Source organism: Chitinophaga sp. RAB17 (genome assembly GCF_052114225.1).
Lineage (GTDB): Bacteria > Bacteroidota > Bacteroidia > Chitinophagales > Chitinophagaceae > Chitinophaga.
Map to the genome: position 1 here is coordinate 832,384 of NZ_JBFREI010000003.1, position 12,779 is coordinate 845,162.

Consider the following 12,779-nt stretch of genomic DNA (forward strand, 5'->3'; position numbering starts at 1 on the left):
GCCAGACCCGGCAAAACCAGGCTGGCGGAAAAGCAATAAAGAAAAGATTATAACCCGGATTGGGCAACAATTTCATCCATCAGGATGCCGCTGTGACTTTCATTGTAAATACAGGCGCCGTTGCGGATCACCAATACCTGCGGAGATTCATGAGGTACCTGGTACATTTCCGCTATTTTATTGGATACCGGACGATGGGAGATAAGGTCCAGGTAGTAAAACGTTAACCCTTCCGGTTCAGCTGCCCGCTCCAACCTCGCTTTAGCCATCGAGCTGATAGAGCATCGCGTACTGTGCTTAAAAATAGCTACCGGCTGATGAGCTGATACCGCATTGACTTCAGATAGTTGTTCCTCGTTGGTTAACGTTTTCCAATTCATTTAACATGCTTTATTATGTTCTATCGCAGGCGACTTGGCCATCCCCTTCATTGGACACCCTAATTTCTGATGGCTTGCGCAGGACGTTAAGAAAACAGCAAAGATACAAACCATACAGGTGTAGCCCAAAATTCTTACATAAGATTGCATACTGGGAGTTTTATAATTTATAACTAAAACGAAATTTCACAGGAAATATGATACGACCACTTTTTTAATCGTCTTTTGTAACGTTATTTTGCAAATATAGAAAATACATTAAAAAAAACAACAATGTAATTTTCGGATGTTCCGAAATTATCCAGCGTTATGACAAAAGTACATTTTATTGCCATAGGCGGCAGCGTAATGCATCAATTGGCCATTGCGCTCAAAAATAAAGGTTACCAGGTGACCGGCAGCGATGATGAAATTTTCGAACCGGCATTATCAAACCTCCGACAGGCGGGCATTTTACCAGATAACACCGGATGGAACCCTACCCGGATAACGCCGGATCTGGACGCGGTCATCCTTGGCATGCATGCCAGGGAAGACAATCCCGAGCTGATAAAAGCCCGGGAAATGCACCTGAAAATCTATTCTTTCCCGGAATACATCTACCAGGAAAGCAAAAATAAAACCCGGGTAGCCATCGGGGGCAGTCATGGTAAAACCACCACTACCGCCATGGTAATGCACGCTTTACAGCATAATCACCAGGCATTTGACTACCTCGTAGGCGCCAGACTGGAAGGTTTTGCCCAATCGGTAAATATTACAGATGCGCCCGTTATTGTATGTGAAGCAGATGAATACCCTGCCTCTGCCATCGAAAAAAGACCCAAATTTCATTTCCTCCATCCGCAGATAGCCGTATTAACAGGCATTGCCTGGGACCACATCAACGTATTTCCCACTTACGAAATATATAAAGAACAGTTTGCCATATTTATCAGGCAGATGGAACCAGACCAGGTACTGATTTACAACGATGGGGACGAAGAACTCGTACAACTGGTGACTGCCACAGGCGGCCACCTCAAACTCATACCGTATGGTTTGCCAAAACATACCATCGAACAAGGCATTACCCGCGTATATTTCGGCGATCAGGCCGCCAGCCTGGAAGTATTCGGAGACCATAACCTCCTGAACATGCACGCTGCCAAACTCGTATGCAACCAACTGGGACTATCCGATGCGGAATTCCTGGCGGCAATTGCTACCTTTAAGGGCGCCGCAAAAAGACTGGAGCTGGTCGCTAAAAACGGGCATTGCGTGATCTATCGTGATTTTGCACACGCTCCTTCCAAGGTGAAAGCCACCATGGAAGCGACCAAACACCAATTCCCCGACCGGAAACTGGTGGCGGTACTGGAATTACACACCTATAGCAGTTTAAATGCTGATTTCCTGGAACAATACCACGGCGCACTGGATACTGCAGACGTAGCAGCCGTATTTTACAGTAAACATGCCCTGGAAATCAAGAGAATGCCCGATCTTGCCCCCGAACTGATTGCACAGCGGTTTGGACGGAATGACCTGCATGTTTTCCACAACAGGGAAAAACTGGAAGCCTTTTTATCCGCTCAGAACTATCAGGATACAAACCTGTTATTAATGAGTTCCGGTACATACGATGGCCTTGATTTCAGTAAACTGAAGGAATTATTGCCGAACAATTAAATCACTGAATAAACAAATACTAAATATTATATAATGCCGTCTTTGCTCCTCAAAAGGCCTCTGGCCGTAATCGATCTCGAAACTACAGGTACCAATGTAGCTTCTGATCGTATCATTGAAATTGCTATTATCAAAGTGTTTCCGGACAAAACAACACAGTCCAAAGTGAAACGCATTAACCCCGGAATGCCGATCCCAGCAGGATCTACAGCAATTCATGGTATTAAGGACGAGGATGTAAAAGATGCCCCTACCTTTAAACAGGCAGCCCACGAACTAAAACAGTTTATGGACAACTGCGACCTGGCAGGTTACAATTCCAACCGCTTCGATATTCCTTTACTGGTAGAAGAATTCCTCCGTGCAGAAATAGAATTTGACGTGTCCAAACGCAAATTCGTAGACGTACAAAGGATTTTCCACCTCATGGAAAAACGTACCCTCGGCGCCGCCTACAAGTTTTACTGCGATAAACAACTGGAAAACGCTCATAGCGCCGAAGCAGACGCACTGGCTACCTACGAAATACTGGAAGCTCAGCTGGGCCGCTACGAACAATTACAGGAAGATATTGACTCCCTCGCTGATTTTACCAAAGAAGAAGATTATATCGACTTTGCCCGCCGCCTCGTCATGCAGGGCGGAAACGAAGTCTTCAACTTCGGCAAATACAAAGGCCGCTCCGTAAGAGAGGTCCTGAAAGCTGAACCACAGTACTATGACTGGATGATGAAGGCAGATTTCCCCCTCAATACCAAACAGAAACTGTCAGAAATCTTTCATAATATGATGTTAAAAAAAATGTAATGTTAATAGGGAACGTCATATCTTGCGCCGGAATTGAATTATTTTCGCAGTCCAAAAATATCATCTGCTGAATTGGAAAAGCTTGTCATCATTCCTACGTACAATGAAAAGGATAATATCCGTAACATCATTGACGCTGTATTTTCCTTACAGGAGAATTTTCATGTCCTCATCGTGGATGACGGATCACCTGACGGTACCGGCGCTATTGTAAAATCATTACAACAGCAACATCCCAACGAATTATTCCTGGAAGAAAGATCCGGCAAACAAGGTCTGGGTACAGCTTATATCCACGGATTCAAATGGGCATTGGCCAGAGGATACCAATACATTTTTGAAATGGATGCGGATTTCTCACACAATCCCAAAGACCTGGTAAGCCTCTACGATGCCTGTGCCAAAGACGGAGCAGATGTATCTGTAGGCTCCCGCTATGTAAAAGGCGGCAAAACCGAAAACTGGCCATGGGACCGCGCTGTTTTGTCTTACGGCGCCTCCATCTATGTAGGTATGATCACCTGGATGCCCGTAAGGGACCCGACAGCTGGATTTGTATGCTACCGCAATACCGTACTGGAAGCCATTAACCTGGACCAGATACAGTTTGTAGGATACGCGTTCCAGATTGAAATGAAATTTACGGCGTGGAAGCTCGGCTTCAAAATCAAAGAAGTAGCCATCACCTTCAAAGACAGAAAAGAAGGATATTCCAAAATGAGCAAAGGCATTGTAAAAGAAGGCGTTCTCGGCGTCCTTAAAATACAATGGCAAAGCCTTTTCCGGAATTATGCAGTAAGAGTGAAGAATTAATTACTATACATAAAATTACTGTTTAGGGATTTTTTCATTTTTTTCAAATGAAGAAATCCCTAAATACATTAAGTGGGTTCATGAAAAAAGCATTTCTCCAGCTACATCTCTCCGTATTTCTGGCTGGTTTTACCGGGATCCTGGGTAAGCTGATCTCCCTGAACGAAGGGCTGTTAGTGTGGTACCGGTTATTGTTAACGGCTATTACCTTATACATCTTATTCCGCCTCCAGGGCACCTTTAAAAAACTTGCCTGGAAAGATATTTTACCCATCGGCAGCACCGGTGTGATAGTAATGCTGCATTGGCTCTTCTTTTACGGCAGCATAAAATACTCCAACGTATCTATTGGCGTAATCTGCTTTTCCATGACCAGCCTGTTCACCGCCATCTTTGACCCACTGATCAACAGACGCCGTTTCGATGTAGCAGAAATGCTCCTCAGCATGCTCACCCTGCTGGGCATTCTGCTCATTTTCCATTTCGATACCCAATACCGCACCGGTATTATCCTGGGTATTATTTCCGCCATGTTTGCGGCTTTATTCACAGTATTTAACAAACGGTTGATCAAACGATTCGATACTTCTACCATCACTTTTTACGAACTGTCCGCCGGCCTGGTAGTATTGACCATTGGCATGCCTTTTTATATCTATAGTTTCCCGGTAGCCTCTGTGCTGCCATCCTCTATGGACCTCCTATATCTCTTCGTACTGGCCTGGTTTTGCACGGTACTCATGTATCTGCTGAGCATGAATGCGCTGAAAAAGATTTCACCTTTTACGGTAAACCTCTGCTTCAACCTGGAACCGGTGTACAGCATTGTGATGGCCTTTGTACTCTTTCATGAAAATAAGTTCCTGAACAACGCCTTCTATGCCGGCCTGGCCTGTATTATGTTGTCTGTTGGATTACAGATGCTCCGCGTAGTAAAAGACAAAACTGCCGCGCATTAAACCACTTATAAAAAAGCACTTACCGCTGCTCCACTCCGTTGGGCTAAAAGCCATTTAATTATTACATTAGCAGCTATGAGAAAAGTTTTTTTAGGGATATCCCTCCTGGGATCTGCCCTTTTTACCTATGCGCAACAACCTGCAAAAAAGCCGCTGGATCACAGTGTATACGACAGCTGGCAAAGCATTGGCACTAAACTGATCAGTAACAACGGACAGTGGGTAGTGTATGCAGTACTCGCTCAGGAAGGTGATGCCAACCTGTTGATCTATGACCGTAAAACAGGTCAGACCACCACCATTCCGCGAGGCAGCAACCCGGTGATTACAGAAGATTCCCGCTACGTAATATGCAGCATTAAACCGCTTTTTAAAGATACCCGCGAAGCGAAGATCAAAAAAAAGAAAGCAGCTGAAATGCCCAAAGATTCCCTGGCCATCATCACATTGGGACAGCCGGATATCCAGAAATTCCCTGCAGTAAAATCTTTTAAAACACCGGAAAAAGGTAGCGGCTTACTGGCATACCTGCTGGAAAAACCAGCCACCGATACCGCGAAAACAAAAGGCAATAAACCCACCAAAGCCATCGCCGATACAGACCGCGCAGACGATGATAAAGCCGCCGGCAGCATCACTGAAAGCGGCACCCTGATGATCCGGCAACTGCTCTCCGGCAAACAGGACTCCATAAAAAATGTAAAGGAATATACTTTCAGCAAACCAGGTAATCAACTGCTGGTAGAAATAGCCGCAGAGAAAAAAGATTCCCTTTCCCGCAACGGCGTGCTCCTGTGGCATACCGCCCATCGTAAAGCAGATACCCTCAGCAGCGGCAACACCGACTACAAACAATTTGCTTTCGATGAAAAAGGAGAACAGGCCGCCTATTTTGGTACGCCCGATGGAGAAAAAGCTTTACAGCAATTCTATAAACTCTATTACTTCAAACCCGGCCAGGACAGCGCCCGGGAAGTAGCCGGCAAAACCAGCAGCGGCATTCCTGCTAACTGGACCATCAGCTCCAACAGCACAATATACTTCAGCAAAGACGGTCAACGCCTCTTCTTTGGCACCGCCCCCATACTGCCCGTGAAAGATACCAACATAGTAGATTTTGAAGTGGCGAAAGTGGATATCTGGAATTATAAAGATGACTATCTGCAGCCCATGCAGTTAAAAAATGCAGATAAAGAACTGAAGAGAAGCTATGCTGCCGTATATTATCCTGGTGCCAATCGGATCGTACAACTTAGTGATAAAGACCTGGAAACCGTGATCACCGCCGCTGAAGGAAACAGTACTAACGCACTCGGCTATACGGATAAAGGAGAACGCGTGCCCATGCAATGGGTAGGCCGCACCCTGAAAACCGCTTACCTCGTAAACGTAAATGATGGCACGAGAAAAAAGATCAAGGAAAAGCTGGATGGTAACTTTTATATCTCTCCCAACGGAAAATATATCATCTGGTACGACATGGTAAACAGACAGTGGTTCAGCTACGATAACGCTACCGGTGCTGCTGTCAACATCAGCAAAGCTATTCCCACCAAAGTATATGATGAAGAAGATGATCATCCTGACGTACCTGAGGCTTACGGCATAGCCGGATGGCTGGAGAACGATGCATCAGTGTATATCTACGATCGCTACGATATCTGGGAAACAGATCCTTCCGGCAAAAAATCACCGGTGAATCTTACACAAAGTATTGGTCGTAAAGAAAAAATACGCTTCCGTTATCTCCGCCTCAATCCGGAAGAAAAATATTTCACACCCGGCCAAAACCTGATGCTGACTGCATTCCAGGACAGCACCAAATATAACGGCTTCTACCAACAGGAATTACCAGGTAAAAACGGGAAAATAAAAGCAGCCAGACAAATTGTGTTAGGCCCGTATTCCTATACAGATTTACAGCAGGCAAAAGACGCAAAAATATATACACTCACGAAGAGCAGTTATGAATTATCACCCGATATATTCACAGGAGATAATATTGCGCAGGCAACCCGGATCAGTCATACCAATCCTCAACAGCAGGACTATAACTGGGGCACCGCCTCCTTGTACAAATGGACTACATTCAGCGGGAAACCAGCAGAAGGTATTCTCTATAAACCGGAAAATTTTGATGCTACAAAACAGTATCCTGTTATCTTCTATTTCTATGAGAAATTAACAGATGGTTTATATAGCTATCAGGCTCCTGCACCTACCCCATCCCGGCTGAACATTTCATTCTTTGTAAGCCGCGGCTACCTCGTATTTGCACCGGATATCAGCTATGAAAACGGCTACCCGGGCAAAAGCGCCTACGATTATATTGTCAGCGCAGCAGAAGATCTGGCTAAAAAGCCCTGGGCAGATGGTAAGAATATGGGTATACAGGGACAGAGCTGGGGCGGCTACCAGGTAGCATACCTGATCACGCAAACCAACCTGTTTAAGGCAGCATGGGCAGGCGCTCCGGTGGCCAACATGACCAGCGCCTATGGTGGTATTCGCTGGGAAAGCGGCATGAACAGGCAGTTCCAGTACGAACACTCACAAAGTCGTATCGGCGCTACCTTATGGGAAAAGCCGGAGCTCTACATAGAAAACTCTCCGCTCTTTAACCTGCCCCGCGTTACTACGCCGGTGGCGATTATGTCTAACGATGCAGACGGTGCAGTTCCCTGGTACCAGGGCATTGAAATGTTCACCGGCTTACGGCGTTTAGGCAAGCCCGTTTGGTTGCTGAACTATAACAATGAAGCACATAACCTGATACAACGTCAAAACCGTAAAGATATTCAACGCAGAGAACAACAGTTCTTTGATCACTTCCTGAAAGGCGCGCCAGCACCACAATGGCTGGAAAGCGGTGTACCTGCAACAGAGAAGGGAATTAACTGGGGCTGGGATCTGCAACAGTAAAACCATGATTGTAAAAAACGCTACAAGTGCCTCTATCAGGTGCTTGTAGCGTTTTTTGTTTGTGTAGGAAGAGGTGGTAATAATTAAATTATCATATTTACAATCCTGCTACAAATTGCTGCTGCAGCGGATTATAGCTTTTTGTTAATGCAGAAAAATTAAGGTTTGGATAACCTGCTATGCAGATAGACTTTTCATCTTTGTAGCATGGCCAATCTATATATCATCGCTGGTTGTAATGGTGCAGGAAAAACTACCGCCAGTTTTACCATATTGCCTGAAATTCTGGATTGCCGTGAATTTGTAAATGCGGATATTATTGCCGCGGAGATATCTCCTCTACATCCTGAGCTTGCGGCATTTGAAGCTGGCAGAATTATGTTGAATAAAATTCATCTGCTCATGAAAGAAAAAAAGGACTTTGCGTTTGAAACAACATTGGCCACCAGGAGTTATGTATCTCTCATTAAAAATGCAAAGAAAGAAGGTTATACAATAACCCTACTTTACTTTTGGCTTGACTCCCCTGAAATAGCAAAAAGAAGAGTTCTAAACAGGGTACAGGCAGGGGGGCATAATATTCCGCCTGAAGTCATTGAAAGACGGTATTACAGAGGTATTGATAACTTAGTAAAGTTATATACTCCTGTTTGTGATAATTGGATGATAGTAGACAGCATGGAACCTATTCCTCAGGAAGTTGCATTGGGTGGAAACGCTGGACTTAAATTGATATTAAACAACTATATTTGGGATGTTATCCAACAACAGTATACAGCGTATGGACAGCAAAGAAAAAGAACTTAGACTCTTATCCGAAAAAGTAATGCGCGGCCTGAAAATAGCTATGCGCAAGATGGTGGAAGCTAAGGCCGCCAATAATGAAGATCTGGTCATTGGTGACAGAAATGGTAACATAAAGGACGTTCCTGCCAAAGATTACTTGCGCACCATGAAATAGCTGCCCATTGCTAACCACTTGCAACTCCCCCTCCTCAAATATATTTTTCATAATATAAAACATTTAACATATATTTACAATAACATCGCCACTTTAGCGTATGGTGTGAATTTGCAGCGATAGCGATATCCCTTAACACCACATTATTGTACCTATGAACTTCCATATCTATCATCCTGCGGATGCATTACGTCCTTTTGTAAAGCAATATTATTTCTGGGAAGATAATACCCGGGGAACAATTCAGCTGCCACAAAACCTGTTTGCTCTTGGCGATCAATACATGGTATTCATCCTGGAAGGGAAAGCGGAAATTAAACCACTGAACCACAGAGCATTTGCCTTACCCGCCACTTCGGTGCTGGGGCATCTTACCTGTGCCTGTCAGTTACAGGTACAGGGACCGGTAAAAGTTGCCGTGGTACAATTAAATGCTTACGGGTGTCATCGCCTGCTGGGACTCGATGCGGCTGGCTTCACCAATTATTACCGCAACCTGGCGGCTACCGAACAACCACTATGGGACGAACTACTCAACAACTTACATCATATTCAGGAACCCAAACAGGTAGAAACCTTGCTGGATAACGCTTGTTTACAGGCATTAACAGCACAGGCAGATAACCTGAAAGCCGTGGATGATATGGTAGACTATATGCTGATTATGCAGGGTAATGTGGAAGTACCTGAACTCTCCTCCCGATATGGACTTTCCCGTCCTACCCTGGAACGTATATTCAGCACCGTAGTAGGTATTCCGCCTCAGTTGTTTGCGAGGATGATCCGGTATAAAACAGCACTGAGCTCCCTGCGGCAGTTAAATTTACCAGAATGGCAAACACCTATTACCGCTACTGCTTATTATAATCAGGCGATGTTTATACAGGATTACCTGTTATTTAATCACGAAACACCTTCTTACTTTGCACCCGCTGCAGCCGCTACTATTGCACATATGCCGGTTACAGGCCAGCACCAGGTAGCAGTAGCCAGTTAATATTTCCGGAATAAAAATATTACCTTATTTTAGTGAGCTTAATGCTAACTGAATATGGAAACCATCGACGTACATGAAGGAGAATACTATATCTCCTCAGATAAAACGCGGCTTGACCTGAACGCTATTCACGATTACCTGTCCAAAGAATCTTACTGGGCACAAAACATACCTTTCGATATCGTTCAAAAATCCGTAACAGGATCTTTATGCTTTGGCGTATTTCACGAAAACAAACAGATAGGCTTTGCCAGGGTCATTACTGACGGCGCTACCTTCGGCTACCTGGGAGATGTATATATACTGGAACCCTACCGCGGTAAAGGACTCTCCAAACTCCTGATGCAAACCATTTCAGCCCATCCCGACCTGCAGGGATTAAGACGCATGCTCCTGGTTACATTAGATGCCCATGGATTATACCGTCAGTTTGGTTATACAGACGTTCCTAACCCGGAAAAATTTATGCAGCGTCACAACCCGGACGCATACACGAAAAAGGAGCAATAACCATACTTTTTGTTTAACTTACTATTATAACAGGCATCTATGCAATATTCTGCAGCCCATTGGCGTGAACAACTGAAACTGCAATCCCATGTGGAAGGAGGTGCATTCCGTGAAACCTACCGTTCTGAGTGGGTACTGGATATGACTACTTTGCCGGCGGGCATGACCGGCAACCGCAACGCATCTACCTGCATTTATTTTTTACTGGAAGAAGGAGAATTCTCTGCATTCCATCGTATTGCGGCCGATGAAATCTGGCATTTTTATGATGGGCATACCCTCACTATTTACGAAATAGCTCCGGGTGGGCAACTCCTGGTGCACAAACTAGGACGTGATATCGCTAACGGCGAAAGCCTACAGGTCATCATCTCCGCAGGCAACTGGTTTGCCTCCCGCGTGGAAGTCCCCGGAGGCTATGCCCTCACCGGCTGCACCGTGGCGCCAGGGTTTGATTTCGCGGACTTTGAACTGGCAGAAAAAGCGCCTCTGCAGGCGGCCTACCCGGAACATGCCGCATTGATAGACAGTCTCACCAGCTAACGCCAGCAACAATAACAAACAAACTTCGTCTATAACAACAGGTTATCATCACAAATGGTAACCTGCCTTACCGAATTTACCATACCAGCTCCCCTTCCCCGTAACGGCCACGGCTACTCGCTGTCAGCTGCCAACTTTTTATTAATTTACAGGTATGAAAAAAATCCTCTACCTCGTTATACTGGTTTTATTAGCCGTCCTGATATTCTGGTTGGGCAAACGTTTTGGCAGTACCAATGTGAGTCAGCAGGTGATATCCAACAGCACTATTGTCAAGGAAATTGCGGAACTGGCCAGCCTGGATGTACAGGGATCCGCCAGCATTAAAAAAAGTAATATCGAAAACAACGGCGACTGGACCGATAACCTGAAGAAGACTTTCCTGGAAAATACCGTTTGGGTAACAATTCCTTACCAGGCTAAATTCGGAGTTAATATAGACGACAAGCTGTTTAAAGTACAGCTCACAGATAAAAAGATCATTATCCACCTGCCGGCTCCACACCTGCTCAGCTATGAGCTGAAAATGGACAGGATGGAAACTTCCAACCGCAAAGGCTGGCTGTTGTCACAGGATGATGAAACCTATACCGATGTACAAAAAAAGCTGTATCAAACTTCGCGCGCTCAACTGGAAAATAACACGCTGTATATTCAGCAGTCCAAAGAAAAAATAAGGAAAGTGATGGAGCAGTATTATGCACCATTTCTAAAGGATCATACCCTGGAAATACAATACGATGGCGAAACAAAGGTGCCTGAACTGAAGTAGGCCGGTAAACCTGCTCCCTACGCCGCCTGTTCAGCAATGTACTTTACCAGGCTTCTTTTCGCAACGGGTAACAATGTTTCATCTACCGGCACTACCAGCGGTGTTTCCGCGCAATACACTGCAGGGTTGGGTAAGCTGTTCCGCTCCCTGATCAGCATCGCTTTAATGTGCCCGATGGTATGCACAAAGTCCTTTTTGTATTCCTGCACATACTGCGTGTGAATACCCCGGAACTTTTCATCGTGCCGTTCGAAGATGGTGAGCCGGTAAGTATACACCAGCGTATGACTGCAACGCCCATCGCAAAGCAGCAGGTAACCTTCCGCTGTTTCAAGCGGAACAAGTCCCACCGGGAAAATGCTCAGGTTGTCGGCTACATACTCGTAAATCTCTGCTCCTTCTTTAATAGTGTTGTTTAGCTGAGGCAAAGAATACTGGATGATCGTTTCCAACTCCTCCATTAACTCATCGTCTGCAATCAGCTGTTCATATAAGAGCTCCAGCTTTTGCAGATTAATGGCCGTGAGCCGTTTGGGAAACTGCTGTTGTAAAAACTGCTTGTTGTCCCGAAAGGCTACCAGGTTGTTGTAATGAAAAATAATGTCGGATAACTGCGGGTACAGCTTGCTTTGTGTGAAGTAATGATTGATGTCCTGTAAATAGGCTAATAGGGTATATTTCTTCAGCTCAAAGTCAATATAACCATCAGCAAACCAGGTTTCACTTAACGCTCCCATAGCAATTAAATTTAATGGATCATGTACTGAATTTACGAAAAAAAAACCGCAAAAAGGGGCGTTTTTTGTTAATAGAGCAGTATTTTAAATAATATTTCTACGCCTGTCAAACTTCACACTACAAAGGATCTAACATAGTAATATGGAAGTAAAAAAGAGGGTAATAACAAAAATATTTTAAAGCTGACTTTTTTATTAGCGTAATTTTCATAACTTCAGTATATTATTTTTCATTTTTTTAATTTCAGTTATCATGAACATTTACGTAGCCAACCTGCACTATAGGTTGAACGATGAGGATCTCCATCAGATTTTCAGCGATTTTGGAGAGGTTACCTCCGCTAAGGTTATCAAAGACCACGAAACTGGCCGCTCACGTGGTTTTGGCTTTGTGGAAATGCCTAATCAAGAAGAAGGAGCAAAGGCTATGGATAGTTTGAACGGCAGCGAAATCGAAGGTAAGCAATTGATGGTAAACGAAGCAAGACCTAAACAACCGAATAATAATTTCAAAGGTGGCGGTGGTAATAACCGTGGCGGCGGAGGATATGGTTCCCGCGACCGTCGTTATTAATAATCCCCTTTATTCGGCACAAAGGAACTGGAAAAGGCGCTCTAACGAGCGCCTTTTTACTTTATTAGCAGTTAGCCTTTAGCTGTTAGCTGTTAGCAAAATACAGCGGAGAACATATGGTACATATGTTTAT

14 protein-coding genes are annotated in these 12,779 nt (G+C 44.7%); 12 read left to right on the forward strand and 2 right to left on the reverse strand.

Going from position 1 to position 12,779, the window contains the following annotated elements:
- Nucleotides 1–47: 47 nt before the first annotated feature.
- Nucleotides 48–380: a bacillithiol system redox-active protein YtxJ gene (gene ytxJ / locus AB4Z08_RS15095; protein ID WP_441574583.1), complete on the reverse strand. Its 333-nt coding sequence runs from the start codon at nt 378–380 to the stop codon at nt 48–50.
- A gap of 309 nt (nt 381–689) precedes the next feature.
- Here ytxJ and AB4Z08_RS15100 point away from each other — a divergent pair, with 309 nt between their 5' ends.
- From AB4Z08_RS15100 to AB4Z08_RS15150, 11 genes are all read left to right on the forward strand, one after another.
- Nucleotides 690–2,051 (forward strand): UDP-N-acetylmuramate--L-alanine ligase, encoded by a 1,362-nt coding sequence (locus AB4Z08_RS15100; RefSeq protein ID WP_441574584.1) that lies wholly within the window; start codon nt 690–692, stop codon nt 2,049–2,051.
- A 33-nt stretch (nt 2,052–2,084) separates the two neighbouring features.
- The gene (locus tag AB4Z08_RS15105) at nt 2,085–2,858 is read left to right on the forward strand and encodes an exonuclease domain-containing protein (protein ID WP_441574585.1); all 774 of its coding nucleotides are present in this window, start codon (nt 2,085–2,087) and stop codon (nt 2,856–2,858) included.
- Nucleotides 2,859–2,930: 72 nt separating this feature from the next.
- Nucleotides 2,931–3,671, forward strand: a complete 741-nt coding sequence (locus tag AB4Z08_RS15110) for a polyprenol monophosphomannose synthase (RefSeq protein WP_441574586.1) — start codon at nt 2,931–2,933, stop codon at nt 3,669–3,671.
- An 80-nt stretch (nt 3,672–3,751) separates the two neighbouring features.
- Nucleotides 3,752–4,630 carry a DMT family transporter gene (locus tag AB4Z08_RS15115; RefSeq protein ID WP_441574587.1) on the forward strand — a complete coding sequence of 293 codons (879 nt, stop codon included), beginning with the start codon at nt 3,752–3,754 and terminating at the stop codon, nt 4,628–4,630.
- A gap of 75 nt (nt 4,631–4,705) precedes the next feature.
- Nucleotides 4,706–7,552 (forward strand): alpha/beta hydrolase family protein, encoded by a 2,847-nt coding sequence (locus AB4Z08_RS15120; protein ID WP_441574588.1) that lies wholly within the window; start codon nt 4,706–4,708, stop codon nt 7,550–7,552.
- A 207-nt stretch (nt 7,553–7,759) separates the two neighbouring features.
- Nucleotides 7,760–8,359 carry a zeta toxin family protein gene (locus tag AB4Z08_RS15125; RefSeq protein ID WP_441574589.1) on the forward strand — a complete coding sequence of 200 codons (600 nt, stop codon included), beginning with the start codon at nt 7,760–7,762 and terminating at the stop codon, nt 8,357–8,359.
- A complete protein-coding gene (locus tag AB4Z08_RS15130; RefSeq protein WP_441574590.1) occupies nt 8,334–8,513 on the forward strand; it encodes a hypothetical protein in 180 nt (59 codons plus the stop codon). Before AB4Z08_RS15125 ends, AB4Z08_RS15130 begins: the two co-directional genes overlap by 26 nt.
- Before the next feature lie 154 nt (nt 8,514–8,667).
- A complete protein-coding gene (locus AB4Z08_RS15135; protein WP_441574591.1) occupies nt 8,668–9,510 on the forward strand; it encodes a DUF6597 domain-containing transcriptional factor in 843 nt (280 codons plus the stop codon).
- 54 nt (nt 9,511–9,564) lie between these two features.
- Nucleotides 9,565–10,020 (forward strand): GNAT family N-acetyltransferase, encoded by a 456-nt coding sequence (locus AB4Z08_RS15140; protein ID WP_441574592.1) that lies wholly within the window; start codon nt 9,565–9,567, stop codon nt 10,018–10,020.
- A 39-nt stretch (nt 10,021–10,059) separates the two neighbouring features.
- Nucleotides 10,060–10,563, forward strand: a complete 504-nt coding sequence (locus AB4Z08_RS15145) for a cupin domain-containing protein (RefSeq protein WP_441574593.1) — start codon at nt 10,060–10,062, stop codon at nt 10,561–10,563.
- A 154-nt stretch (nt 10,564–10,717) separates the two neighbouring features.
- A complete protein-coding gene (locus AB4Z08_RS15150) occupies nt 10,718–11,335 on the forward strand; it encodes a DUF4230 domain-containing protein (RefSeq protein ID WP_441574594.1) in 618 nt (205 codons plus the stop codon).
- A 17-nt stretch (nt 11,336–11,352) separates the two neighbouring features.
- Here the strand turns inward: AB4Z08_RS15150 and AB4Z08_RS15155 are convergent, their stop codons facing one another.
- On the reverse strand, nt 11,353–12,072 hold the full coding sequence (locus tag AB4Z08_RS15155; RefSeq protein WP_441574595.1) for a hypothetical protein: 720 nt from the start codon (nt 12,070–12,072) through the stop codon (nt 11,353–11,355).
- Between the two features lie 253 nt (nt 12,073–12,325).
- On the opposite strand from AB4Z08_RS15155, the gene AB4Z08_RS15160 reads away from it, so the two are divergent.
- Nucleotides 12,326–12,646, forward strand: coding sequence for an RNA recognition motif domain-containing protein (locus AB4Z08_RS15160; RefSeq protein WP_079468754.1), 321 nt, complete (start codon nt 12,326–12,328; stop codon nt 12,644–12,646).
- Nucleotides 12,647–12,779: the final 133 nt, after the last annotated feature.